Annotated in this window: 21 protein-coding genes; 16 read left to right on the top strand and 5 right to left on the bottom strand. The window is 69.8% G+C overall.

The genetic code is table 11. The features are described from left to right. Window positions 1-94 precede the first annotated feature (94 nt). From HMPREF0591_RS18045 to HMPREF0591_RS18035, 3 genes are read left to right on the top strand one after another with little or no spacing between them, the layout of a single operon-like run. Complete coding sequence (locus HMPREF0591_RS18045; protein WP_007170073.1) at window positions 95-682, top strand: peroxiredoxin; 588 nt, start codon at window positions 95-97, stop codon at window positions 680-682. 28 nt (window positions 683-710) lie between these two features. Further along, complete coding sequence (locus tag HMPREF0591_RS18040; protein WP_007170072.1) at window positions 711-1,247, top strand: alkyl hydroperoxide reductase; 537 nt, start codon at window positions 711-713, stop codon at window positions 1,245-1,247. Between the two features lie 10 nt (window positions 1,248-1,257). Then, window positions 1,258-2,565 carry an alpha-amylase family protein gene (locus HMPREF0591_RS18035; RefSeq protein WP_007170071.1) on the top strand — a complete coding sequence of 436 codons (1,308 nt, stop codon included), beginning with the start codon at window positions 1,258-1,260 and terminating at the stop codon, window positions 2,563-2,565. Here the strand turns inward: HMPREF0591_RS18035 and HMPREF0591_RS18030 are convergent. Continuing rightward, window positions 2,551-2,988 (bottom strand): DUF1810 domain-containing protein, encoded by a 438-nt coding sequence (locus HMPREF0591_RS18030; RefSeq protein WP_007170070.1) that lies wholly within the window; start codon window positions 2,986-2,988, stop codon window positions 2,551-2,553. The genes HMPREF0591_RS18035 and HMPREF0591_RS18030 overlap by 15 nt on opposite strands. An 18-nt stretch (window positions 2,989-3,006) precedes the next feature. On the opposite strand from HMPREF0591_RS18030, the gene HMPREF0591_RS18025 reads away from it, so the two are divergent. The 8 genes from HMPREF0591_RS18025 to HMPREF0591_RS17990 all read left to right on the top strand — a co-directional run bounded on the left by HMPREF0591_RS18025 (window position 3,007) and on the right by HMPREF0591_RS17990 (window position 11,095). Beyond that, window positions 3,007-4,242, top strand: coding sequence for an alpha-hydroxy acid oxidase (locus HMPREF0591_RS18025; RefSeq protein ID WP_007170069.1), 1,236 nt, complete (start codon window positions 3,007-3,009; stop codon window positions 4,240-4,242). 182 nt (window positions 4,243-4,424) lie between these two features. Beyond that, entirely contained in the window at window positions 4,425-6,752 is a 2,328-nt protein-coding gene (gene lon / locus HMPREF0591_RS18020; protein ID WP_007170068.1) for an endopeptidase La, read from the top strand. Between the two features lie 360 nt (window positions 6,753-7,112). Next, complete coding sequence (locus HMPREF0591_RS33990) at window positions 7,113-7,601, top strand: hypothetical protein (protein WP_007170067.1); 489 nt, start codon at window positions 7,113-7,115, stop codon at window positions 7,599-7,601. Window positions 7,602-7,692: 91 nt separating this feature from the next. Beyond that, window positions 7,693-8,070 (top strand): nitroreductase family deazaflavin-dependent oxidoreductase, encoded by a 378-nt coding sequence (locus HMPREF0591_RS18010; protein WP_007170066.1) that lies wholly within the window; start codon window positions 7,693-7,695, stop codon window positions 8,068-8,070. 10 nt (window positions 8,071-8,080) lie between these two features. Continuing rightward, window positions 8,081-8,413, top strand: a complete 333-nt coding sequence (locus HMPREF0591_RS18005) for a TfoX/Sxy family protein (RefSeq protein WP_007170065.1) — start codon at window positions 8,081-8,083, stop codon at window positions 8,411-8,413. Between the two features lie 42 nt (window positions 8,414-8,455). After that, window positions 8,456-9,091, top strand: a complete 636-nt coding sequence (locus HMPREF0591_RS18000) for an HhH-GDP family DNA glycosylase (protein WP_040623315.1) — start codon at window positions 8,456-8,458, stop codon at window positions 9,089-9,091. Next, window positions 9,088-9,813, top strand: coding sequence for a DUF72 domain-containing protein (locus HMPREF0591_RS17995; RefSeq protein WP_007170063.1), 726 nt, complete (start codon window positions 9,088-9,090; stop codon window positions 9,811-9,813). The genes HMPREF0591_RS18000 and HMPREF0591_RS17995 overlap by 4 nt, the downstream gene beginning before the upstream one ends. A gap of 49 nt (window positions 9,814-9,862) precedes the next feature. Beyond that, complete coding sequence (locus HMPREF0591_RS17990; protein WP_040623314.1) at window positions 9,863-11,095, top strand: NAD(P)/FAD-dependent oxidoreductase; 1,233 nt, start codon at window positions 9,863-9,865, stop codon at window positions 11,093-11,095. Here the strand turns inward: HMPREF0591_RS17990 and HMPREF0591_RS17985 are convergent. The 3 genes from HMPREF0591_RS17985 to HMPREF0591_RS17975 all read right to left on the bottom strand — a co-directional run bounded on the left by HMPREF0591_RS17985 (window position 11,084) and on the right by HMPREF0591_RS17975 (window position 17,249). Beyond that, window positions 11,084-13,195, bottom strand: coding sequence for an NAD-dependent epimerase/dehydratase family protein (locus tag HMPREF0591_RS17985; protein WP_007170061.1), 2,112 nt, complete (start codon window positions 13,193-13,195; stop codon window positions 11,084-11,086). The two genes, HMPREF0591_RS17990 and HMPREF0591_RS17985, sit on opposite strands and share 12 nt — an antisense overlap. Window positions 13,196-13,305: 110 nt before the next feature. Beyond that, a complete protein-coding gene (locus tag HMPREF0591_RS17980) occupies window positions 13,306-14,790 on the bottom strand; it encodes an acetyl-CoA acetyltransferase (protein WP_007170060.1) in 1,485 nt (494 codons plus the stop codon). Between the two features lie 59 nt (window positions 14,791-14,849). Next, entirely contained in the window at window positions 14,850-17,249 is a 2,400-nt protein-coding gene (locus HMPREF0591_RS17975; protein WP_040623061.1) for a CaiB/BaiF CoA transferase family protein, read from the bottom strand. Window positions 17,250-17,405: 156 nt separating this feature from the next. Here HMPREF0591_RS17975 and HMPREF0591_RS17970 point away from each other — a divergent pair, with 156 nt between their 5' ends. The 3 genes from HMPREF0591_RS17970 (at window position 17,406) to HMPREF0591_RS17960 (ending at window position 20,607) form a co-directional block, all read left to right on the top strand. Next, window positions 17,406-18,323 carry an undecaprenyl-diphosphate phosphatase gene (locus HMPREF0591_RS17970; RefSeq protein WP_007170058.1) on the top strand — a complete coding sequence of 306 codons (918 nt, stop codon included), beginning with the start codon at window positions 17,406-17,408 and terminating at the stop codon, window positions 18,321-18,323. Window positions 18,324-18,498: 175 nt separating this feature from the next. Next, window positions 18,499-20,094 (top strand): alkaline phosphatase family protein, encoded by a 1,596-nt coding sequence (locus tag HMPREF0591_RS17965; RefSeq protein ID WP_139093890.1) that lies wholly within the window; start codon window positions 18,499-18,501, stop codon window positions 20,092-20,094. A gap of 15 nt (window positions 20,095-20,109) precedes the next feature. Continuing rightward, entirely contained in the window at window positions 20,110-20,607 is a 498-nt protein-coding gene (locus tag HMPREF0591_RS17960) for a DUF427 domain-containing protein (RefSeq protein WP_040623059.1), read from the top strand. Between the two features lie 8 nt (window positions 20,608-20,615). On the opposite strand, the gene HMPREF0591_RS17955 is transcribed toward HMPREF0591_RS17960, so the two are convergent. Further along, a complete protein-coding gene (locus tag HMPREF0591_RS17955) occupies window positions 20,616-21,125 on the bottom strand; it encodes a GNAT family N-acetyltransferase (RefSeq protein WP_007170055.1) in 510 nt (169 codons plus the stop codon). Between the two features lie 103 nt (window positions 21,126-21,228). Between HMPREF0591_RS17955 and HMPREF0591_RS17950 the strand changes: the two genes are divergently transcribed. Both HMPREF0591_RS17950 and HMPREF0591_RS17945 read left to right on the top strand, forming a co-directional pair. Next, entirely contained in the window at window positions 21,229-22,077 is an 849-nt protein-coding gene (locus HMPREF0591_RS17950; protein ID WP_007170054.1) for an SDR family oxidoreductase, read from the top strand. 138 nt (window positions 22,078-22,215) lie between these two features. Next, the gene (locus HMPREF0591_RS17945) at window positions 22,216-24,582 is read left to right on the top strand and encodes a phosphoketolase family protein (RefSeq protein WP_007170053.1); all 2,367 of its coding nucleotides are present in this window, start codon (window positions 22,216-22,218) and stop codon (window positions 24,580-24,582) included. Window positions 24,583-24,817: the final 235 nt, after the last annotated feature.

Genomic DNA, 24,817 nt, shown 5'->3' with positions numbered 1-24,817 from the left:
TATAGTGGGAAATATCACCTTTACTTCAGTAAGGGTATGCGGGCACCATGGGCAGTGACCGCTAATCTTGAGTAAATCCAAAACAAGGAGCGATATGCCTCTGCTGACCATCGGCGACCAGTTCCCCGCCTACGAGCTCACCGCGCTTATCCCCGGCGACCTGTCCAAGGTCGACGCCAAGCAGCCCGAGGACTACTTCACCACCGTCACGAGCGACGACCACGAGGGCAAGTGGCGCGTCGTGTTCTTCTGGCCCAAGGACTTCACCTTCGTGTGCCCGACCGAGATTGCCGCCTTCGGCAAGCTCAACGACGAGTTCGCCGACCGCGATGCGCAAGTGCTGGGCGTCTCGATCGACAGCGAGTTCGTCCACTTCAACTGGCGGGCCCAGCACGAGGACCTGAAGAAGCTGCCGTTCCCGATGCTCTCGGACATCAAGCGGGAGCTGAGCCTGGCCACCGGCGTCCTCAACGCCGAGGGTGTTGCCGACCGGGCGACCTTCCTGGTGGATCCCAACAACGAGATCCAATTCGTCTCGGTCACCGCCGGATCCGTCGGCCGCAACGTCGAGGAAGTGCTGCGGGTCCTGGACGCACTGCAGTCCGACGAGCTGTGCGCATGCAACTGGCGCAAGGGCGACCCGACGCTCGACGCCGCCGAGTTGCTCAAGGCCTCGGCCTAGTCACGTAGGGTCTGATCAGGGAGGCGAGATGAGCGTAGAAAACCTCAAGGAAGCGCTGCCCGAGTACGCCAAGGACCTCAAGCTCAACCTGGGCTCGATCACCCGTACCACCGAGCTCAACGAGGAACAGCTGTGGGGCACCCTGCTGGCGTGTGCCGCGGCGACGCGAAACACGCAGGTGCTCAGCGAGATCGGTGCCGATGCGGCCGACATCTTGTCCGCCGAGGCGTACAACGCCGCGCTCGGTGCCGCATCGATCATGGGCATGAACAACGTGTTCTACCGCGGCCGGGGCTTCCTGGACGGCAAATACGACGACCTGCGTGCGGGTCTGCGGATGAACCTCATCGCCAACCCCGGCGTCGCGAAGGCCCACTTCGAGCTGTGGTGCTTCGCGGTGTCGTCGATCAACGGATGCCCCGACTGCGTGGCCTCCCACGAACACACCCTGCGTGAGGCGGGGGTGAGCCGGGAGTCCATCCAGGAGGCGCTGAAGGCGGCGGCGATCGTTTCGGGTGTGGCCCAGGCGATGATCGCCGCGCAGACGCTGGCGACGGTCGGCTGACGGTAGCGCAGTGACGGCGCCGGGCTGGGTAGAACACGCGATCTGGTGGCAGGTCTATCCGCTCGGGTCCGTCGGCGCCTTTCCCGCGTCAGAGCCGCCGCGGCCGGAGGAACACCGGCTGCGGCGGCTCGTCGACTGGTTCGACCACGCCATCGCGCTGGGCGCGTCGGGCGTGGCGCTGGGGCCGATCTTCGCCTCGCGCACACACGGTTACGACACCACCGACCACTACCGCATCGACCCGCGGCTCGGTGACGACGCCGACTTCGACTACCTGGTCGCCGAGGCCCACGGCCGCGGCCTGCGCATCCTGCTCGACGGCGTGTTCAACCACGTCGGGGTGGACTTCCCCGGTTACCGCCAGGCGGCGAACGACGACTCCGCGGCGCGCTGGTTTCGCGGGCGCCCCGGACGCTTTCACACGTTCGAGGGCCACTCCGAGCTGATCACGCTCAACCACGACAACCCCGAAGTCATCGACTACACCGCGGACGTGATGGCGCACTGGCTGGAGCGCGGCGCCGACGGCTGGCGCCTCGACGCGGCTTACACGGTGCCGGAACGGTTTTGGGCGTCGACGCTGCCGCGGGTGCGCGAGCGGTTCGGGGACGCCTGGTTCGTCGGCGAGCTGATCCACGGCGACTACGCGGCCGTGGTGCGGGCGGCCACGTTCGACTCGGCCACCCAGTACGAGCTGTGGAAGGCGATCTGGAGCAGCCTCAACGACGGCAACTTCTTCGAGCTGGACTGGGCGCTGCAACGCCACGGCGACTTCCTGGCCGGCTTCGCGCCCCTCACCTTCATCGGCAACCACGACGTCACCCGCATCGCCAGCCGGCTGGAACGCCCGGAGCACGTGGCGCACGCGCTGGTGATCCTGCTGACGGTCGGCGGCGTGCCCAGCGTGTACGCCGGCGACGAGCTGGGATTCCGCGGCGTCAAGGAGGAGCGCTACGGCGGTGACGACGCGGTGCGGCCCGAGTTCGGCTCTCCCCCATTGGAATTGGACGCGTTCGGCGCCCAGATGTGGGCGCTGCACCAGTTCCTCGTCGGCCTGCGCCGGCGTCATCCGTGGCTGCACCGGGCGTCGACCACCGCGTTGCGGCTGGAGAACCGGCACTACGTGTACGAGACCCGCAACGGTGACGACGCGCTGCTGGTCGCGCTGAACATCGGCGACGAGCCGATGCGCGTCTCGCTGCCGGAGTTGGGCACGGCGCACCGCCGGGTCGTCGGCGGATCCTCGGCCCCACCACAAGAGCGGGTGGACGCGCTGGTGGTGGAACCGCACGGCTGGCGGATCTTAAGCCCGGCCTAGGCGCTCCAGCGTGAGCTGGTCCTGCCGACCGTCGTAGTACTTGTCGAGGACGGCCAGGAAGTCCTCGTTGTCGTCGGTCGCGTGGGCGAACAGCGTCATCGACGAGCGCAGCTTGAGGTCGTCGGGCGAGCCGAAGATGTCGCGGACGGACCGGCCCTGCACCTCGTTGACCAGCCGGGTGCACTCGCGCAGCCGCGGTCCCAGCACGCCGTGGCGCAGATAGCCCTTGGCTTCCCCGAGCGAGGAGATGCCATACCGATCGGCGGTCGGACTGCTACCCAGGCCGCGCAATTGCGGGAACACGAACCACATCCAGTGACCGCGCTTTCGGCCGTCGCGCAACTCCGCGACGACGTGCGGATAGACCGCGGCCTGGGCCTTGGTGAAGCGATTCAGATCGTAGGGGTCGCTCGCCGATTCCATGTGACTACGGTGGCACAGGTGGGAGTCAAACGACGAGTGCCCAAGGTGCGCGACCTCGCGCCGCTGATCCAGTTCAAGCGGCCGCAGTTCGACGCGACCAGGCGCCGCCTCGACGCCGCGTACACCATCGAAGATCTGCGTCGCATCGCCAAACGGCGCACGCCGAAGGCGGCGTTCGACTACACCGACGGCGCCGCCGAGGACGAGATTTCCCTCCGGCGGGCCCGACAAGCGTTCCGCGACATCGAGTTTCACCCGACGATCTTGCGTGATGTCACCAACGTCACCGCCGGCTGGAACGTCCTTGGCCAACCGGTCGTCCTGCCGTTCGGCATCGCGCCCACCGGCTTCACCCGGCTGATGCACACCGAGGGCGAGATCGCCGGCGCGGCGGCCGCGGCCAAGGCCGGCATTCCGTTCTCGTTGTCCACGCTCGGCACCTGCGCCATCGAGGACCTGGTGGCCGCTGTTCCCCAGGGCAGGAAGTGGTTTCAGCTGTACATGTGGCGCGACCGCGAACGCTCGATGGCGTTGGTGCGGCGCGCGGCCGATGCGGGTTTCGACACCCTGCTGGCCACCGTCGACGTCCCGGTCTCCGGCGCGCGGCTGCGCGACAACCGCAACGGGATGACGATCCCGCCGACGCTGACGCTGCGCACCGTGCTGGATGCGGTGCCGCACCCGAAGTGGTGGTTCGACCTGCTGACCACCGAACCGCTGGCGTTCGCGTCGCTGGACCGGTGGCCCGGCACCGTCGCCGAGTACCTGAGCACCATGTTCGACCCGAGCCTGACCTTCGACGACCTGGAGTGGATCAAGGCGCAGTGGCCGGGCAAGTTGGTCGTCAAGGGCATCCAGACGCTCGACGACGCCCGCGCCGTCGTCGACCGCGGTGTCGACGGCATCGTGCTGTCGAATCACGGCGGGCGCCAACTGGATCGGGCCCCGGTGCCCTTCCACCTGTTGCCCTCGGTCGCCCGCGAGGTCGGCAAGCACACCGAGATCCTGCTGGACACCGGCATCATGTCGGGGGCCGACATCGTGGCGGCGATCGCGCTGGGCGCGCGGTGCACGCTGGTCGGGCGGGCGTACCTGTACGGGTTGATGGCCGGCGGCGAGGCGGGGGTGGCGCGGGCGATCGACATCCTGCAGCAAGGCGTGCTCCGCACCATGCGGTTGCTGGGGGTCACCTGCCTCGAGGAGCTCTCCCCCAGGCACGTCACACAGCTGCGGCACCCGGGGCCGGTTCAGTAGCGCCGAGATTGCCGTCAGGGTTGTGTTGTCGGCGCCCGGCACGACCATGGCGGCAATCTCGGCGCCGCTGGCGGGCCGGCGGGTGTGAGGCTGACCGCACACCCGTGTGGGCCGGCCCTCCCCGGGGAACAAACCGGCGCCCGGCTGGGTTGAGCGCATCAGACTCAGTTTTTGGAGGATTGATGGCTGAAGCCAAATCGATGCCGGTGCTGTTCGTCACCGACACCATCGTGTTGCCCGGAATGGTCGTCCCGATCGCGCTGGACGAGGCCGCGCGGGCGGCGATCGACGCTGCCCGGGCGAGTGAATCCGGGCAGCTGCTGATCGCGCCCCGGCTGGACGACCGGTACGCGACGCACGGTGTGATCGCCACGACTTTGCAGGTCGGGCGCATCGCCGGCGGCGGCACCGCGGCCGTCGTGCGCGGCGAGCGCAGGGCGCAGATCGGGACGGGAGCCTCCGGGCCCGGCGCCGCGCTGTGGGTCGAGGTGACCGACGTCCCCGAGGCCGAGACGACGGACGAGATCAAGGCGCTGGCGGCGGAGTACAAGAAGCTGCTGCTGGCCATGCTGCAACGGCGCGAGGCCTGGGAGATCGTCGACTACGTGAACCGGCTGACCGACCCGTCGGCGCTGGCCGACACCTCCGGCTACGCGTCCTACCTGTCCAGCGAGCAGAAGCGGCAACTGGTGGAGACGGTCGACGTGGCCGAGCGGCTGCGCGTGCTGATCGACTGGACCGGCGCCCACCTCGCCGAGGTCGAGGTCAACGACAAGATCGCCGAGGACGTCCGCGAGGGCATGGAGAAGACGCAGAAGGAGTTCCTGCTGCGCCAACAGCTGGCCGCGATCCGCAAGGAGCTGGGCGAGTTGGGACCGGAGGGCCCCGAAGATGGGGCCTACCGGGCCCGCGTCGAGGCCGCCGACCTGCCCGAGAAGGTGCGTGAGGCGGCGCTGCGCGAGGTCGGCAAGCTGGAACGCTCCAGCGACCAGAGCCCGGAAAGCGGCTGGATCCGCACCTGGCTGGACACCGTGCTCGACCTGCCCTGGAACGCACGCACCGAGGACTCGACCGACCTGAAGGCCGCCCGCGAGGTCCTGGACGCCGACCACCACGGGCTGGACGACGTCAAGGACCGGATCGTCGAATACCTGGCCGTGCGGGCCCGCCGCGCCCACCGGGGGCTGCAGGTCGTCGGCGGCCGCGGCTCCGGCGCGGTGATGGTGCTGGCCGGTCCCCCCGGCGTCGGCAAGACCTCGCTGGGCGAGAGCGTCGCCCGGGCGCTGGGCCGCAAGTTCGTGCGCGTCGCCCTGGGCGGTGTGCGCGACGAGGCCGAGATCCGCGGGCACCGGCGCACCTACGTCGGCGCGCTGCCCGGCCGCATCGTGCGGGCGATCGGCGAGGCGGGGACGATGAATCCCGTTGTGCTGCTGGACGAGATCGACAAGGTGGGCTCCGACTACCGCGGCGACCCGTCGGCCGCCCTGCTGGAGGTGCTCGACCCGGCGCAGAACCACACGTTCCGCGACCATTACCTGGATCTCGACCTCGACCTGTCCGACGTGGTGTTCCTGGCCACCGCCAACGTGATCGAGAACATCCCGTCCGCCCTGCTGGACCGCATGGAGTTGGTGCAGATCGACGGCTACACCGAGGACGACAAGGTCGCCATCGCGCGGGACTACCTGCTGCCCCGGCAGCGGGACCGGGCGGCGCTGACCGAGGACGAGGTCACGCTGACCGACGCCGCGCTGCGCAAGATCGCCGCCGACTACACCCGGGAGCCCGGGGTGCGGCAGTTCGAGCGGCTGCTGGCCAAGGCGCTGCGCAAGGTGACCACCAAGCTGGCGGAGGACCCGGAACCGATCACCGTCGACGAGCCGGATCTGGTCGACTACCTGGGCCGTCCGCGGTTCACGCCGGAATCGGCCGAACGCACGGCGGTGCCCGGCGTGGCCACCGGCCTGGCCGTCACCGGCCTGGGCGGCGACGTGCTCTACATCGAGGCCGGCGCAACCGACGGCGAGCCGGGCTTGCAGCTCACCGGCCAGCTGGGCGACGTCATGAAGGAGTCGGCGCAGATCGCGCTGTCCTACGTGCGTTCGCACGCCGCTGAGCTGCGGGTCGACCCGAAGGCCCTCGACCGGCGCATCCACGTGCACGTGCCCGCGGGCGCGGTGCCCAAGGACGGCCCGTCGGCCGGCGTCACCATGGTGACCGCCCTGGTGTCGATGGCCACCGGACGTCAGGTGCGCTCGGATGTCGGCATGACCGGTGAGGTCACGCTGAACGGGCGGGTGTTGCCGATCGGCGGCGTCAAGCAGAAGCTGCTGGCGGCCCAACGTGCCGGGCTGGCAACGGTTTTCATCCCGTCCCGCAATGAACCCGACCTGGACGACGTGCCCGCCGAGGTGCTGGACGCGCTGGATGTGCGGCCGATGACCGACGTCGCCGACATCGTCGCGCAGGCGCTGGAATCGGCGGCGCACACCGCGACGATCGCCGCCTGAGATGCGTTGGCCGGGATGCACAGCAAACTCGCTCGCATCCCGGCCAAACGCGAAGTCCGGAATCGGTGTCGACACCATTCCCCGGCGGTCCCCGGCATTGGGCGTTGCGCAGGAGCGGGTGATACGCGCCTCCGGGGCCGCTCCGCCCGCCCGCCATGAGCCCGCGGGCCGCGATGCGATGAACGTCCCGACCGACCTGGCCGGACGCAGCAAATAGGGGGAAGAGGTTTTCCGCATCGAACACTCGGGTATTGGGTGGGTGGAGGTTCGACTGCCCGTGAGGGCGATGGGGTGAGCGAATCACCAAGTCAACTGGTTCAGCTGCGTAGGCAGCCAAACTGCTCGACAAGGGGATTCATCATGAAGTTGAACAGAATCGCAGCCGGCGCGGTCATGGCCGGCACCATCACGTCCGCGGCGTTCGGAATCGGCGCCGGATTGGCCCAGGCCGACCCGAACGGCCCGAATATTCCCGGGCCGAACGTTCCGGGCCCCAACGTGCCCGGAGGCGACCGGGATATGCCGGGGCCGGGCCAGCATGTGCCGGGCCAGCCGATCTGCAACCCCGGCGCGCCGGGCGTCAACTGCAACGCGCCTGGCAGCCCGCTCCCTCCGGGACACAACGGGTTCCCGCCGCCGGGGCACTACAACGACCCGGTCCGCTACGGGCTGCCGGCCACTTGGGTTCCGCCGGTGGGTGACCCCGACGGGACGCAACTCCCCGTGGTATTCAACCCGCAGCTCGGCCAGTGGGGCGTCAACACGTCTACTGGTTTCCAGGTGTTCACGCCGGCAGGCGGAACCTCGGGTTCAGGCCAGGTCAACGGCGGGATCAACCCCGGGACCTAAAACGGCATCACGAGGCGGCCGCCCCCGAAAGGGGGCGGCCGTTTCCCGTTGCGGGGTGACATCGGCAGCGGCCTCGGCGTTGAATGAAACCGTGAGTCTCAAACGCCAAGTGGTTCATCGCGTGCAGCGGCTGCTCGTCAACCCGGTGGGCCGCCAGATGCCGGGAATCATCCTGGAAACCACCGGCCGCAAGAGCGGCAAGCCGCGGCGCACCGCCGTCGGCGGACGCGTGGTCGACAACCAATTCTGGATGGTCTCCGAACACGGTGAACACTCCGACTACGTCCGCAACATCAAGGCCGATCCCGCCGTCCGGCTGCGCATCGGCGGGCAATGGCGCTCGGGTACCGCGCATCTGCTGCCCGACGACGACCCGCTGCGCCGGCTGGGCGGCCTGCCGCGCCTCAACAGCGCCGTGGTGCGCCTGATGGGCAGCGACTTGCTGACCATTCGCGTGGACCTGGACTGACGCGCCGAGCATGGCGTATGACGAAAAGCTGGCCGACGAGATCCGCGAACTCGTCGCCGCAGAGCGCGGCGTGGAAGAAAAACGCATGTTCGGCGGCCTCGCCTTCCTGGTCAACGGCAACATGTCGGTGGCCGTCAGCGGCCAGGGCGGCCTGCTGGTCCGCGTGCCCGCCGTCGACCTCGACAACCTGCTGCGGCGCGCCCACGTCAGCCCCATGGTGATGGCCGGCCGCGACGTGCGCGGGTGGGTGCGGGTGGACGTCGCCGGCATCCGGACCAAACGCCAGCTCCAGGGCTGGGTGACGCGTGGCGTCGGTTACGCGCGCAGCCTGCCGGCCAAGTGATCGCCGCGGTTTGCTGACAGCCGGCACGGGTACGTGTTCGACATGGCCAACCGCGAGCGACTGGTGCGGCGGCTGCTCGATGTTGCCGGGACCACCTATGCCGCCGAGGCGCGGATCAAGCTCGGGGACAAGCCGATGCCCCTGTTCCAGCTGCTGATCGTCTGCATGCTGGCCAGCAAGCCGATCGATGCGGCCATCGCCATGGCCGCCGGGCGCGAACTGTTCAAGGCGGGGCTGCGCACGCCGAAGGCGGTGCTCGCCGCCGACCGGCGGGCCATGATCGAGGCCTTCGGCCGCGCCCACTACGTGCGCTACGACGAAAGCTCCGCCACCCGGCTCACCGACATGGCCGAACGCGTGCGCGACGAGTACTCCGGCGATCTGCGCGAACTCGCGAAGCGCAGTCGCCACGACGTCGCCGCGACGAAACGCCTGCTCACGCAATTCAAGGGGATCGGGGACACCGGCGCCGACATCTACCTGCGCGAGGTGCAGGACGTGTGGACCTGGGTGCGGCCCTATTTCGACGACCGTGCCACCGCGGCGGCCCAGCAACTGGGCCTGCCCACCCGGCCGGAGAAGCTGGGAGCCCTTGCGCCGCGGGCCAATGCGCGGCTGGCCGCCGCGCTCATCCGGGTGTCGCTGGACGACGACGTGCGCCGGCAGGTGAGCGGTTGACCGTGCGGATCGGCACGTCCGGGTGGTCCTACAACCATTGGGCGGGCGTGCTCTACCCGCCGGGCCTGCCCGCCGCGCGGCGGCTGGCCCGCTACGTCGAGGTGTTCGACACCGTCGAGTTGAACGCGAGTTTCTACCGCTGGCCGAAGGATTCGACCTTCGCGGGATGGCGAGCCCAGCTGCCGGACGGCTTCAGGATGTCGGTCAAGGCGCATCGCGGACTGACCCACTACCGGCGCCTGGCGTCCTCGGGGCCGTGGATCGAGCGATTCGAGCGCTGTTGGGAACTGCTCGGCGATCGCCGCGGTGTGCTCCTGGTCCAGCTCCACCCGGAGCAGCAGCGCGACGACGCGCGCCTGGACGCGTTTCTCGGCGGCGTGCCGGAGTCGATCCGGGTGGCCGTCGAGCTGCGCCATCCGTCGTGGAACGACCCTGGCGTCTACGACCTGCTGGAGCGCCGGCGCGCCGCCTACGTGGTGATGAGCGGCGCCGGGCTGGCGTGCGTGCCACGTGCCACCACCGACCTGGTGTACGTCCGCATGCACGGTCCGGACCAGGACGCGATCTACGCCGGTTCCTACTCGGACGACGAGCTGCGGCGGTGGGCCGACCGGATCGCCGCATGGCAGGGCGAAGGCAGGGACGTGTGGATGTACTTCAACAACGATCTCGGCGGCCACGCGGTGCGGAACGCGCTGACGTTGCAAGGACTTTTGCGGTAAGCCGGCCCGAGTAGGCTCGAAATGTCGACGGCAGAACGGAGTGACGATCATGGCCAGCTCTATCACAATCGTCATCATCGGCGGCGGTCTTGCCGGAGCGAAAGCGGTCGAAGCGTTGCGCGACAGAGACTTCGACGGGCGCATCACGCTATTTGCCGAAGAGGAACGGCTGCCCTACGAGCGGCCCCCGCTGTCCAAGGAGTATCTGGCCGGAAAGAAGTCGCTGACCGATTTCACGGTGCACGACTCCGACTGGTATGACGACCACAACGTCGACCTGAGGCTCGGTTCTCGGGTGTCGGCCGTGAACGCGGGCGAACACACCGTCGCGCTCCCCGACGGCACCACGGTGCGGTACGACAAGCTGCTGCTGGCCACCGGGTCGTCGTCGCGCCGCCCGCCGATACCCGGGTCCGACGCGGAGTCGGTTCACTATCTGCGCACCTACGAGGACGCCGTGGCCCTGAATTCCGTTCTCACCGAAGGGTCCTCGCTGGCGGTGGTGGGCGCCGGGTGGATCGGGCTGGAGGTCGCCGCCGCCGCCCGCCAGCGTGGTGTCGACGTGACCGTCGTCGAGTCCGCCAAGCAACCGCTGGTGGCCGCGCTCGGCGAGACGGTGGGCGAAGTGTTCGCCGGTCTGCATCGCGATCACGGGGTGGACTTGCGGCTCGAGGCGCAGGTGGAGGAGATCACCACCACCGGCGGCAAGGCGACCGGACTGAAGATGCGGGACGGGTCGGCGGTGGCCGCCGACGCCGTCCTGGTCGCGGTCGGCGCCACGCCGAATGTCGAACTCGCCGAACAGGCCGGGCTCGCCATGGGCTCGGGCGGCGTGCTGGTCGATACGTCGTTGCGCACCAGCGATCCCGACATCTACGCCGTCGGCGACATCGCCGCCGCGGAGCACCCGCTGTTCGGCGGCCGGATCCGCACCGAGCATTGGGCCAACGCGCTCAAGCAGCCCGCGGTCGCGGCCGCCGGAATGCTCGGCAGCCCAGGCGAACACGATGAACTCCCGTATTTCTTCACCGATCAATACGACCTCGGGATGGAGTATGTCGGGCACGCGTCGGGCTCCGAGCGCGTGGTGTTCCGGGGCGACGTCGCCGCACGCGAGTTCGTCGCGTTCTGGCTCGACCCCGAAAGCCGCGTCCTGGCCGGGATGAACGTCAACATCTGGGACGTGCTCGACGACGTCAAAGCGCTGATCAGATCCGGTGCTTCCGTCGACCCCGACCGGCTGGCCGATCCCGAGACTCCCCTGGCCGAGCTAGTCGGCTGAGGCTTCGACGGGAGTCCACGTCCCGTCGATGACGTCGGGCGGGTGCTGCGCCTGCAACCGTTCCCGTTCGGCGCGGCGGCGTTTGATCCGCAACCGGGCGTCGCCCGGCATGGTGACCAGCTCGTCGCACGTCAGGTAGAACACGTCGTCGGCGGCGTCGATCGCGTCGGCCGTGACCCGGCGGGACCCGAGCTCCCGCAACGTCATCCGCAGCTGATGGGTGAACCGCATGGTCACGTCGAGGGCGAGCTCGCGCGAGTCGCGAGCGTTGGCGGCCAGCCGCTGGGCCAGCGTCGAGGGTGGCGGCTCGGTGGGTGCGCCCTCGGCGACGGCGAGTTCTCCCGCCGCGGTGAGCAGCATCGCCGGGTCGTCGGCGTAGGTCCGGCTGGCCAGCTCGCCCTCCCCCGGCCCGCGGTGCCCGACACGCGTGACGGCGTCGTCCACGGCGGCGGCGGTGCTGGGAGACAACGCGCGAATGCTGGCGAGGTTGCCGTCGGCGGCCAGCGCACAGAGCGGAGGGTCGGCCCGCAGCACCGCGGCCAGCCGCGCGGTCTCGGCCGCCACCAAGGCGCTGTCCATGATCATGTCCACACCGGGCACCCCGCGTGCCGCCTTGCGGCGTTCGAGTGCCGCCGCGGTGACCCCGGTGTCGATCAGCCACAGCGCGGTGAGAATCCAGCCTTGGTGAATGCGGTCCCGCAGCAAGCGAATTCGGGCGCCTAGGACGGCGTCGGGCAGCGCCGCCAGCTGCGCGGCGTCGAACTGTTCCGTTTCGGCGGCCGCGCTGTAGTCCCGCGTGTCCGACTTGAGATGGCGCAACAGGGCCAGTGACCGCCCCGCCACCACGGCTTTGGCGATGGAGCCGAGGGCGCCGCCCGCCAGCGCGGGCTCGCCGAACGGGAGGGGGTCTCCGAGGTGCGGCCGGCCGGCCAGGGCGTTGCGGGCGACGGCGTCCTGATCCCAACCGGGAAGCTGCGCGGCGGCGACCATGTTGACCGACACCCCGACGTAGGGCCGATGACCGAACACCGCGATGGCCCTGCTCCCCCATTCGTCGCCCACCGCACCCCCCAGCGCCAGCACGTGGCCGAGCACCCGATTCGCCGTGCGCAACCCGCTCAGTTGAACGTCCAGGGTGATCGGGGTGAGCGGTCCCGGCAGCGCCCCGGAGAGATTGCCCGCACTGAAAATCGGGAAGCGCGGGTCGATCCGGTCGTCGAACTCGCCCTCCACGCCCTCGGGCGCCGCGCTGTGGTCCTGCCCGGACGGCCGCGGGCGGGGCATGACCTCGACCGGCAATGCCAGTTGGCGCCCGTGGCCGACGGCGCCCGCCGCGGCGATCCGGCGGCCGACGAGCCCGCGGGCGGTGTCGGCGACGGCCTCGAGCGCCTGCCAGCCGAACGCGAAAGACCAATCCTCTTGCACCGCGGCAATATCCATGTCCGGAACGAGCCGCGGCCAGCTCCGCACCCCGTTGGGCCGGGTCCGCGGGTCGGCGGCTCGCAGCATCCGCCAGGCGGTGACCACGTTGACCGTGTCCGGGGAGGCGAGGTCGACCACGCCGGTGCGGTCGACGTTCAGCGACGACACCAGGAAGCGCACCAGGTCTTCGACGTGCAGCACCCGCATCGGCTGCGCCGAAACCTTGGTCCGCAGCAGCGTGGCCACCGTGCGGCACACCATCCAGTCGAGCTGGCGGCCCACGGGCGGGGCGGTGCGCACGACCAGGCTGGGGCCCCAACTGGTCGCCACCAGATCCTCGGCCGGCCGGTACAGCGCCGGCGGCCCCGCCGCCTGGGACACGAACAGCAGCCGCGCGCCGGCGCGGGCGGCGACGTCGGTCACGTGCGCGAGGCCGTCGATATCGGCGCTGCCGGGGGCGGTGATGTCGATCGGCGCCAGGTGGATCACCGCGTCGGCTTCGCCGGCGAGCTCCCGGAGGACGGGGTTGCGCAGGGATGCGCAAACAAAATCGACGTTGCGGTCGAGGCAGGGGTGCGGGCTCTCAGCAATCCCACTGACCGTGTGCCCGGCAGCGATCAACTGCCGTGCGACCAGCCGCCCGAGTGCGCCGGTGGCGTCGGTAACCAGGATCTGCACCTGGGGCTCACCTCCCCCGACCTCAAACTAGACAATAGGCAAGACGGCCCAACCTACGCGACCGTTACGGGCCAACCGGCACCCTGAGCCGGCGGGATGGCGCCAAGGAGTTATTGCAGCGCGGCGCTGCCGTCGGCGGCGACGGCGACCTTGGCGCCGCCGATGTCTTCGCTCACCGTCGCCTCCGCCGCCGCGCTGTCGGTGATCAGCGCGAGGGTGCGGGACCCCTCGGGCGTGCGCACCGCCAAAAAGGCCTTTTCCGGGCGGCCCTCGCGGTCGAACGGCGTCGTCCACGCCTCCACCGTGCCGACGCCCTCCCATTCCACCAGGCCCTCGCGGGTCGGCTCGCGGTCGACGGCGGGTTGCACGTCCTCCCAACGGAACTCGGCGGGCGGCTCGGTGCCGTACACGCCGAAGCTGTGCTTGGTCAGGAAGCCACCGTTGGCGGTGATCAGGCCGCGGCGCCCGGGGTTCGCCGTCAGCAACTCGGCCATGGTGGCGATGGAGTGCATCACGTAGTTGCTCCACGGACCGCCCGCGAACGTCAGCCCGCCGGTGACGGTGAGCGGTCGGGCGGGATCGCCGACGGGAAGGCCCAGTTCGTTCGCGGCCACCTGGACGGCCGAGGGGAAGCAGGAATACAGGTCGACGTAGTCCAGCTCGTCGACGCCCAGCCCGGCCAGCTCGAGCGCCCGGCCGCCGCCGATCCGGATGGCCGGGGAGCGGTGCAGTTCGTCGCGCTCGGCGATCGCCGAGGTGTCGTGCGCGTCGGTGCCGGCATGCGGGAAGACCCAGCGGTCGTCGGGGACCTGCAGCCGCCTGGCCTGTTCCACCGAGGTCAAGACCAGCGCGGCGCCCTGGTCGACCATGTTGTTGGAGTTCATCAGCTTGGTGTACGGCCAGCTGATCATCCGGTTCTGCGGGCCGGGCTGCCAGATCTCCCCGGCGGTCACCGGTTTGCGGATCCAGGCGTGCGGGTTGTCGACCGCGACGGCGTTGAAGCGCGCCCACAACTCGCCGATGCGCTTGCGGTGGTCGTCGACCGACTCGCCGTTGGCGATCCGCAGCGCCTGCTCGAACAGCGGGTAGACGTAGGCCGGGCGGTCCAGCCGGATCCTGATCTCGGCGTCGCCGGCCATCGGGACGTCGTCGCCGCTGACCTCGGCCATCGGGACGGAGTCGTCCTGGACGGTCCACTCGAGCTTGCCGCCCTTGGCGCGCAGGCCCCGGCGGGTGCGCCAGGTCTCGGCGCCGGCCAGCAGCACCACCCCGGCGCTGCCCCGCTGGATGTCCAGGCACGCCTGGTTGACCAGCGATTGCGGCACGTTGCCGCCGACGGGGCTGTACAGCGTGGTGAAGCCGGCGGCGCCGATCCGCTGGCCGAGCAACAGCCCCGGGTCCCGGTAGTGCGCCGACAGGATGTTCACCACCCGGATCGAATCCACGGCCGCGATCACCCGCGCGTCGGCGGCCTGCCGGGCCGCCGCGGCCATCAGGTCGACCGGCTCGACGGACCGCTTGTCCGGGTCGATCTCGTCGCGGTGGTTGACCTGGCCGTAGCCGATCAGCACGGGCGTCCTGGGGTCCACGGTCATACGACGAATTTAGCGTGGCTATCGATCCGTCCGGTCGCGCGGGCCGGGTTCGGCGCGCGTTATGGGGGACCGAACAGCGTGCCGTCGCCGATGAGACGATCGATCTCCTGCGGGCCGATGCCGAGCACTCTGCGGCAGACGTCGACGGTGTCCTGGCCGGGTAGCGGCGCCGGCCGCTGCGGCGCCCGGGGGATGTGCTGAAACGGGGCCGGCGCCGTCTCGGCCGGCAGCGTGCGTTCGACGAGGGGGTGCCGCATCTCGGCATACAGTTTCCGCTCGAGCAGCTGCGGATCCTCCAGAATGTCGGGCGGCCGGTTCATCGGGCCGGCCGCGACACCGGAGGACTGCAGCAGCTGGGCGGCCCGCACCGGGGTGCGCTTCCGGGTCCAGGCCGCCACCAATTCCACCAACTCCCGGCGGTTCGCCAGGCGCGCCTCGCCGGTGGCGAACCGCGGGTCGTCGGCCCATTCGTGATGATCGAAAACGCCAGCGGCGCAACGCCATTCCTCGTCCGAGCCGATCGAGATGACGCACCATTCGTCGTCACCGGCGCACGGGTAGACGGCGTGCAGGCTGGTGTCGTCGGCGATCCTGGGCACGCCGGCGGCCGCCGCGGCCTGGGTGACGTACAACGTGTCGAGCTGGTTGATCACGACCTCGGCCTGTGAGATGTGCACGTGCGACCCGCCGCCCGTGCGGTGCCGGTGGATCAGCGCGGAAAGCGCCGCGATCGCGGTGATCCGCCCGACCACGTGATCGGGAAAGACCGTGGTCGCGTCGTAAAAGGCGTGCCGCGCAGCGCCATCCCGGCTCTCCGGGTCGTCGGCCGTCCACAGCCGGGTGACACCGGTCGCGGCGCGCACCAGCGGACCGTAGCCCAAGCGGGCGCTCCACGGGCCCTGGTCGCCGTAGGCGCTGCTCTCCGCGAGGACGATCCGCGGGTTGGCGGCCCGCAGGTTGTCATACGAAAACCCAAGCGCGGTCAGCGTTCCCGGCTTGAAGTTGGCGAAGACGGCATCGGACTCCGCGACCAGCCGGGTGAAGATCTCCTTGCCGGCGGCGCTGCGCAGGTCCAGGCCCATGCCCAGGTGGTTGCGGTGCGTCCAGGCGAACGACTCGCTCATCGCCTCGCCGACGCGGGCCTGCCGCAGCCCGTCGGGGTAGTCGGCGCTTTCGATCTTGATGACCTCGGCACCCAGGTCGCCGAACAGCCGGCTCAGCTCGCCGCCGGCGACGATGATGCCCAGATCCAGGATGCGCAGTCCCGCGAACGGGTATTCGCCGACGCGACCGGAGGGCGAGGACACCACCGCCGGATTTCCGCGCCAGCCCGGCCCGTCCTGCCCCGCGGCGGGGGCGGGGGTGCGGAAGCCCGCGTGCCGCCCGTCGACGACGAAATAGCCGGTCGGCACGGCGGCGCGCACGCCCGGAACGAGCTCGGCGTCGGTGATCGCGCCCACCCCCCGGAAATGCTCCGAGGTCATCGCCCACGACGGCGTCAGCACCGCGGCGATCGGCACCCCGTGGGCCTGCCCCTCGGCCACCAGGTCCTTCATGGTCTGGCCGGCGAACAGCGCCTGAATCAGCTCGCTGATCTGCGGCCACGCCGCGAAGCGCGCGCCGATCACGTCGTATTTGGGGTCTTGGAAGTCGTCCGGTTCGCCGAGCCAGCGGCGCAGGCCACGCCATTGCCGCGGCGCCATCACGCAGAGCCGGACGTAGCCGTCCTTGCACTCGTAGATCGGGTAGGCGTCCTGGTTCTTCGGGCGGCCCCGCCACTGCCCGGCGCGGCGGATTCCCGCGGCGACCTGCCCGTGCGCACCGAACGCCGGGTCGAGCGACATGACCACCGCGTCGAATCGCGAGAAGTCGATGTATTCGCCGGTACCGCAACGCAGCCGGTTGTAGTACGCGACGAGGGCGGCCCAGGCCCCCTGGACGGCGGCGGTCGCCGATGCGATCCCGTCCGGCGGCAGCACCGGCGTGCCGGTGGTGGGACCGGATCGCGACAGCGCGCCGCACATCGCGTACAACACCGGGTCGGTGGCCCGCCACAACGACCGCGGACCCGTGGCGCCGAAGTCGGTGATCGACAGCACCACCAGATGCGGATGCTGGGCCGCCAGCTCCTCGACCGAGGTCCCGAAGGTGGGGGCCTCCCCGTAGAAACCGTCGTCGACGACGATGTCGGCCTGCCCGGCCAGGTCGAGGAACACCTCGCAGTCGTCCTCGTCGAACGGGTCCAGCACCACGCTGCGCTTGTTGGCGTTGTGCACCGCAAACGGGATGCTCGCGCCGGCCAGCGTCGGCGCCGCGGCGCGCGCCGGGCTTCCGCTGGGGGGTTCGACCTTGAGGACATCGGCGCCCAGGTCGGCGAACAGGCGCGTCACCGCGTCACCGTTTCCGCTCGACAAGTCGAGGACGCGCACGGCGTCGAGCAACCCGTCGGCCATCAGCACACGGTACCCGCAGGTGCCGGGTCCGGCCGGGCGGACGGCGACCCCAACCAAATAGCCAACTGGGCAAGCTGATTGGGTGGGCGGACTCGCGGTCGGCTATCGTCACAGGCCGATCGGCGAGGCCATGGGAGAAACGATCCGACGGAGGCACTCGACATGAGCGCGCACTTGACCTACATCGAGGCCATCGTGGTGGGCGCGTTCCAGGGCGTCACCGAGTTGTTCCCCGTCTCCAGTCTCGGGCACGCGGTGTTGGTTCCCGCGGTGGTCGGCGGCAGGTGGGCCCGAGACCTCAGCGTCTCCGGGCCCGAATCGCCCTACCTCGCGTTCATCGTCGGCCTGCATGTGGCCACCGCTGCGGCCCTGCTGGTCTTCTTCTGGCGGGACTGGCTGCGCATCGTGGCCGGGTTCGTGTCGTCGTTGCGGCACCGCCGGATCGAGACCGCCGGCGAGCGGCTCGCCTGGCTGATCGTGGGGGCCACCATCCCGGTGGGGCTGGCCGGGCTGGCGCTGGAGCGGACGTTCCGCACCACCCTCGGCAAGCCCGTCCCCGCGGCAATCTTCCTGCTAGTCAACGGCATCGCCCTTTACGCGGGCGAGGTGCTGCGCCGGCGCGTGGCGCCCGCGCCCGATCCGGAGCGGAGCGGCGGGGAGCAGCCCGGGCACTCCGGCGAGGCCGTCGACAATCGGCTGGCCCAACTCCCCCTGCGCCGCGGCATCCTGATCGGCGCCGCGCAGATCCTGGCCCTGCTGCCCGGCATCAGCCGCTCGGGCATCACCATGGTGGCCGGCCTGTGGCGCGGTCTGTCCCACGAGGACGCCGCCCGATTCTCCTTCTTGCTGGCCACACCCATCATCCTGGCCGCCGGCGTCTACAAGATTCCCGAACTGTTCGGGGCCCGCGCCACCGGCATCCACGGCCAGGTGCTGGCCGGCAGCGTCGCATCTTTCGTCTGCGCCTACCTCGCCGTGCGGTTCCTGACGCAGTACTTTCAGACCCGCACCCTCACCCCGTTCGCCGTCTACTGCGCGCTGGCCGGCGGCGCCAGCCTGGTGTGGCTCGCCGTCAGCTGACCTACACGACTTCTCCTGACCTCGCCCCGGCGACTCGGTCACCAAATGGCAACCGCTGGATAACGGTTCGCGCAAGAGCGTAGGCCGGCGGCGTGACGTAGCTCACCATCGACGGAGCAATGCGCGGCGTGTTGACCACCGAGGGGATGGCTGAATGTTCTGTCGTCTTTGTCGGGTGGCCGGCGCCGCCGTGGGGGCTGCCCTGCTGGTGCTCTCGACGTGCACCGCACCCAGGGCGGCCGCCGCCGCGACGATGAGCCCCAACCTGTTGGTCAACCCGGGCGCCGAGGTGGGCGACCCGTCCTTGTCGGGCTACAGCGGGGTGACGATACCGGGCTGGACGGTGACCGGCACGCCGACCGTGATCAAATACAACACCCTGGTCCGGCTCCCCTCGCCGCTCGGGTCGCCGGGCCCGACCATGCCGAAGTTCCTGGCGTTCCCGTCCGCTCAGCACGGCCCGCCCGACGGCGGCGCGCAGTACTTCGGCGGTGGCAACGTGGCGACGTCCACCATCACCCAGGTCGTCGACCTCAGCGGCGCGGCCGGGGCCATCGACGGCGGCGCCGTGCCCTACACGCTGAGCGGCTGGCTGGGTGGCAACAGGCTGGAACTGTCCGAGGCGTCGGCGACCGTGGAGTTCCTGGCCGCCAGCCAATTGCCCTTGGGCACAGGGAAAATCGGACCGGTATCCATCCTTCAGCGTGGGTTTCAGACCGAGCTGTTCCCGCGCGAGACCACGGGGACGATACCGGCGGGCACCCGCAGCGCGCGGGTCACCGTGATGTTCAAGGACACCCACTGGGCGGGCGGCGCCTACAACCACTCGTACGCCGACAACCTCTCGCTCACCATCGGCGCGCCCTTGCCCGCCCCGCCGCTACCCACGCCGCCCAACTCGACCGCCGCGCCGCTCGACCACGTGTTTCTGGTCTACATGGAAAACCATGGCGTGAAAGACGTTGTGGGCAGCCCCAATGCGCCCTACATCAACAGCCTGATCAGCTCCTACGGATACGGGTCGAACTACTTTGGACTGACCCACCCGAGCCTGCCCAACTACTACCCGATACTCGGCGGGTCCGACTTCGGCGCCAACTACAACTGCGAGATGAACTGCTTCGACGCGCCGAACCTCGCCGACTCCATCGAGGCGGCGGGCAAGAGCTGGGCCAGTTACGAGCAGAGCATGCCCACCCCGTGCGCCACCACGTCGAGCGGTCCGTACAGCCCCGGGGAACTGCCCTTCCTCGCCTTCCACGACATCGTCTCCAACGCAGCCCGCTGCCAGGCGCACGTGCTGCCGCTGACACGGATGGCCACGGATCTGGCCAACACCAACACCACCCCGAACTTCGTGTGGTTCGCCGCGGACGAGGACCACAACATGGAAGGCCCGGTGAACCTCCGCTTCGTCGGCAGTGAGCTGACGAACCATCAGTACAACATCAAGGCCGGCGACCAGTTCCTGCAGCAGGTGCTGCCGACGATTGTGAATTCGCCGGCGTTCCAGACGCAACGCAGCGCGATATTCATCACCTGGGACGAGGATTTCAACAACCTCTCGCTGACCATCGGCAACGAAGGTAACCACATCCCCATGATCGTCATCCCGTCGCCGAATTCCGGGATGCGCCAAGGCCATTTGGTGGCCGCCGCCCACAACAATCACTACAGCCTGCTGCGCACCATCGAGGACTCGCTGCAGCTTCCCCGCCTCACCAACAACGACAAGTACGCTCAACCGATGAACGAATATTGGACCCCATAGCCCGATGCGACGCGCATGAGCCGATCCGGGTCGGGAGGCGCCGGGCCTCCGCGGGAGTCGGTGTGGGATTACCCGCGCCCGCCCCGCGTCGAGCCGTTCACCGGTGAAATCACCGTCGAGTTGGGTGGCGAAGTCATCGCATCCACCCGTCGGTCCTGGCGGGTGCTCGAGACCAGCCATCCGCCCGCCTATTACCTCCCGCGCGAGGCGTTCGCCGAAGGGTCGCTGCGTGCGGCGCCCGGGAGCTCCTGGTGTGAATGGAAAGGCCGGGCAACGTATTTCGATCTACTCGGCGGTGGCGTCGTGGCCCGGAAATCCGCGTGGAGTTATCCGAACCCGACTCCCGGATTCGAATCCATCGCCGGGGCCGTCGCGGTCATGGCCGCCAACGTCGACCGCTGCACGGTCAACGGGGAGGTCGTCGTGCCCCAGCCCGGGGGCTTCTACGGCGGCTGGATCACCAGCTGGGTGACCGGCCCGTTCAAGGGCGGTCCCGGTTCGGCGGGTTGGTGATCGTGTGGCTACACCGGCGCCATCCGATAACGCACCAGGCGCCGCGTGTCACTCCCGAAAGTGCCTGTGCGGCAACCCCCGTCGGCCCGCCATCCGGAGCGCTCGTAGAACCGCCGGGCGGCGGCGTTCCCGTCGAGCACCCACAGCACGGCTTGCGCCACACCGACGGCCCGCAGCCGCTCACGGGCGGCGGTCATCAGCAGGGTCCCCACGCCGGTGCCCACGCACGCCGGGTCGACGTACAGCGCCATCAGCTCGCCGCAGTTCGGTGGGTCGCCGTCGCGACACAGGCCCGTGGTGGCGAAGCCGCGAATCCCCGACCCGTCGACCGCGACCACGGTGGAGGGGAGCCGCAACCCCATCCGCCCGAACGTGTAGCGGTGGACCAGCCCCTCGGGGGTCAGACCGCCCAGGTAGTCCTCGGCGATGAGTCCCCGGTAGGCCGACCGCCAGGACCGCACGTGCAGGCACGCCACCTGGTAGGCGTCCGCGGGGACCGCCACCCGCACCTCGGTCATCGTTGCAGTATCTCCGGCCCGGTTGTTGCGTACCCACACGCCGAGTGCTGTGCTTACCGGATCGCTTTGGTTTGACACCCGTCAAGAATTCGGAGGGTACGAGATGGCAGACACCGCATCCGTCGGGCTGAAGGTCCGCGGCAAGGTCATCGTGATCACCGGCGGCGCCCGCGGGATCGGGCTGGCCACGGCGACCGCGCTGCACAATCTGGGCGCGAAGGTGGCGATCGGCGACGTCGACGAGGTGCGGGTGAAGGAGTCCGGTGCCGCGCTCGGCCTGGACGTGTACGGCAAGCTGGACGTGACCGACCCGCATTCGTTCTCCGAGTTCCTCGACGAGGTCGAGCGCCAGCTCGGCCCGCTCGACGTGCTGGTCAACAACGCCGGCATCATGCCGCTCGGCCGCGTCGTCGACGAACCCGACGCCGTTACCCGGCGCGTACTCGACATCAACGTCTACGGCGTGATCCTCGGCAGCAAGCTCGCGGCCCAGCGCATGGTCCCCCGCGGGCGCGGACACGTCATCAACGTCGCCTCGCTCGCCGGGGAGACGTACATCGCCGGGGCGGCGACCTACTGCGCCAGCAAGCACGCGGTGATCGGATTCACCGACACCGCGAGGATCGAATACCGCCGGGCGGGCGTGAAATTCTCGGTCGTCATGCCGACGTTCGTGAACACCGAGCTGATCGCGGGGACGTCCGGCGCCAAGGGCATCAAGAACGCCGAGCCGGCCGACATCGCCGAGGCGATCGTCAAACTCGTCGCCCACCCCCGGCCGCGGGTGCGGGTCACGAAGACGGCCGGCGCGATCATCGCGTCGCAGAAGTTCCTGCCGCGGGCGCTGTCCGAGGGGCTGAACCGCGCGCTGGGCGGCGAGCACGTCTTCACCGACGACGTCGATGCCGAGAAGCGCAAGGCCTACGAGTCGCGCGCCCGCGGCGAGGAGTAGTCGGCGAGCCGAGCGAAGCGGGTCGCCGCCCTCACGCGGCGATCGCGAGGGCGGCGGGGCCGGGCGAAGCGGGTCGCCGCCCTCAGGAGTGAGCACCGCGTCGGACGCCGTTCACCGCGCGCGCGGACAATCGTCGGGGTGAGCTCACAAACGCAGACCACCGCTCCCCTTGCCGACCACGAACTCGACCTGATCGACGCCTACTGGCGCGCCGCCAACTACCTGTCCGTCGGGCAGATCTACCTGCTCGACAACCCCCTGCTCACCGAACCGCTGGCGCCCGAGCACGTCAAGCCGCGGCTCCTGGGTCACTGGGGCACCACCCCGGCGCTCAACCTCATCTACGCCCACCTGAACCGGATCATCCGCGAGCGCGACGCCAGCGTCATCTACGTCACCGGCCCCGGCCACGGCGGCCCGGCCCTGGTCGCCAACGCCTACCTCGAGGGCACCTACAGCGAGGTGTACACCGGCATCGAAGAGGATGCCGAAGGGCTGCGAAAGCTGTTCCGCCAGTTCTCTTTCCCGGGCGGAATCCCCAGCCACGTCGCCGCCCAGACGCCGGGGTCCATCCATGAGGGCGGTGAACTCGGCTATGCGCTGGTGCACGCGTACGGCGCGGCCTTCGACAACCCCTACCTGGTGGTGGCCTGCGTGATCGGCGACGGCGAGGCCGAGACCGGGCCGCTGGCGGCCAGCTGGCACTCCAACAAGTTCCTCAACCCGGTCACCGACGGCGCGGTGCTGCCCATCCTGCAGCTCAACGGCTACAAGATCGCCAACCCCACCGTGCTGGCGCGCATCCCGCACGCCGAGCTGGAGGCGCTGCTGCGCGGCTACGGCTACCGGCCCATCACGGTCGCCGGGGACGACCCGGCCGACGTGCACCGGCAGCTGGCGGCCGCGCTCGACGACGCCTTCGACGACATCGCGGCCATCCAGCGCGCCGCCCGCGGCGGCAACCAGACCCAGCGGCCCGTCTGGCCGATGATCGTGCTGCGCACGCCCAAGGGCTGGACCGGCCCGAAGGTGGTGGACGGCAAGAAGGTCGAGGGCACCTGGCGCGCGCATCAGGTTCCGCTCGCCGAGACGCACGACAATCCCCAGCACCGGGCGCAGCTCGAGGAGTGGTTGCGCAGCTACCGGCCCGGGGAGCTCTTCGACGCCGGCGGCAGGCTGCGCGCCGAGCTGCGGGCACTGGCCCCCACCGGTGACCGCCGGATGAGCGCCAACCCGCACGCCAACGGCGGGCTGCTGCTGCACGACCTCGACCTGCCCGACTTCCGCGACTACGCCGTCACGGTGGAGCGGCCCGCCACCGCCTCGCACGAGGCGACCCGGGTGCTGGGCACCTTCCTGCGGGACGTGATCGCCCGGAACAAGGACCGGTTCCGGTTGATGGGCCCCGACGAGACGGCCTCCAACCGGTTGGACGCCGTCTACGGGTCGACGGCCAAGGTCTGGCTCTCCGAGCTCGGGCCCGAGGACGAGAACCTGGCGCCCGACGGCCGGGTGATGGAGGTGCTCTCCGAGCACCTGTGCCAGGGCTGGCTGGAGGGCTACCTGCTGACCGGCCGGCACGGCCTGTTCAACTGTTACGAGGCGTTCGTCCACATCGTCGACTCGATGCTCAACCAGCACGCCAAATGGCTGGCCACCAGCCTGGAGCTGCCGTGGCGGCGGCCGATCGCGTCGCTCAACTACCTGCTGTCCTCGCACGTATGGCGCCAGGACCACAACGGCGCGTCGCACCAGGACCCCGGCTTCATCGACCTGGTCGCCAACAAGCGGGCCGAACTGACCCGGGTGTACCTGCCGCCGGACGGCAACACGCTGCTGTCGGTGGCCGATCATTGCCTGCGCAGCCGCGACTACATCAACGTGATCGTCGCCGGCAAGCAGCCGGCGCTGGCCTACCTGGACATGGACCAGGCCATCGCGCACTGCGCGCGGGGCGTGGGCATCTGGCCCTGGGCGAGTACGGCCACCGGTGAACCGGACGTGGTGCTGGCCTGCGCCGGCGACATCCCGACGCTGGAAACCCTGGCCGCCGCCGACATCCTGCGTCGCGAACTGCCCGAGCTGGCGGTCCGGGTGGTCAACGTCGTCGACCTGATGCGGCTGCAGCCGGATTCCGAGCACCCGCACGGCCTGCCGGACAAGGAGTTCGACGCGCTGTTCACCCGCGACAAGCCGGTCATCTTCGCCTACCACGGCTACCCGTGGCTCATTCACCGGCTCACCTACCGCCGCACCAACCACCCGCACATCCACGTGCGCGGGTTCAAGGAGCGCGGCACCACCACGACGCCGTTCGACATGGTGATGCTGAACGATCTCGACCGCTTCCACTTGGTGATCGACGTCATCGACCGGGTCGACGGGCTGGCCAGCCGGGCCGCGGAGTTGCGTCAGCGCATGGTCGACGCCCGGCTCGCCGCCTGCGTCTACACCCGCGAGCACGGCGAGGACGATCCGCGAATCGCGAACTGGACCTGGGAGTGATATTCGCGCCGAGATTGCCGTCATGGCTGTCTTTTCGGCCCAATCGCGACCATGACGGCAATTTCGGCGACGCGCCTAGCCGTCGGGACGGTCCATCGCCTGCTGGGCCCACATCGCGGCCGACCGCATGAGCACGTCGCGTTCCATCGCCATGTCGGCGATCTGCTTGCGCAAGGCGTCGAGCTCTTCACGCAGGTTCGCGGTCGGCGGGCCGGCACCGCCCGCCGCGGCCGGG

It is taken from the genome of Mycobacterium parascrofulaceum ATCC BAA-614, assembly GCF_000164135.1.
Classification (GTDB): domain Bacteria; phylum Actinomycetota; class Actinomycetes; order Mycobacteriales; family Mycobacteriaceae; genus Mycobacterium; species Mycobacterium parascrofulaceum.
The sequence above is the reverse complement of the archived record's forward strand: the minus strand, read 5'-3'. Positions and strand labels throughout refer to the sequence as shown.

Coding starts and splice junctions, on each gene's coding strand:
- HMPREF0591_RS18045 (WP_007170073.1), top strand. CDS start 95: ATGCCTCTGCTGACCATCGGCGACCAGTTCCCCGCCTACGAGCTCACC.
- HMPREF0591_RS18040 (WP_007170072.1), top strand. CDS start 711: ATGAGCGTAGAAAACCTCAAGGAAGCGCTGCCCGAGTACGCCAAGGAC.
- HMPREF0591_RS18030 (WP_007170070.1), bottom strand. CDS start 2,988: ATGGAATCGGCGAGCGACCCCTACGATCTGAATCGCTTCACCAAGGCC.
- lon (WP_007170068.1), top strand. CDS start 4,425: ATGGCTGAAGCCAAATCGATGCCGGTGCTGTTCGTCACCGACACCATC.
- HMPREF0591_RS33990 (WP_007170067.1), top strand. CDS start 7,113: ATGAAGTTGAACAGAATCGCAGCCGGCGCGGTCATGGCCGGCACCATC.
- HMPREF0591_RS18005 (WP_007170065.1), top strand. CDS start 8,081: ATGGCGTATGACGAAAAGCTGGCCGACGAGATCCGCGAACTCGTCGCC.
- HMPREF0591_RS18000 (WP_040623315.1), top strand. CDS start 8,456: ATGGCCAACCGCGAGCGACTGGTGCGGCGGCTGCTCGATGTTGCCGGG.
- HMPREF0591_RS17990 (WP_040623314.1), top strand. CDS start 9,863: ATGGCCAGCTCTATCACAATCGTCATCATCGGCGGCGGTCTTGCCGGA.
- HMPREF0591_RS17980 (WP_007170060.1), bottom strand. CDS start 14,790: ATGACCGTGGACCCCAGGACGCCCGTGCTGATCGGCTACGGCCAGGTC.
- HMPREF0591_RS17970 (WP_007170058.1), top strand. CDS start 17,406: ATGAGCGCGCACTTGACCTACATCGAGGCCATCGTGGTGGGCGCGTTC.
- HMPREF0591_RS17960 (WP_040623059.1), top strand. CDS start 20,110: ATGAGCCGATCCGGGTCGGGAGGCGCCGGGCCTCCGCGGGAGTCGGTG.
- HMPREF0591_RS17955 (WP_007170055.1), bottom strand. CDS start 21,125: ATGACCGAGGTGCGGGTGGCGGTCCCCGCGGACGCCTACCAGGTGGCG.
- HMPREF0591_RS17950 (WP_007170054.1), top strand. CDS start 21,229: ATGGCAGACACCGCATCCGTCGGGCTGAAGGTCCGCGGCAAGGTCATC.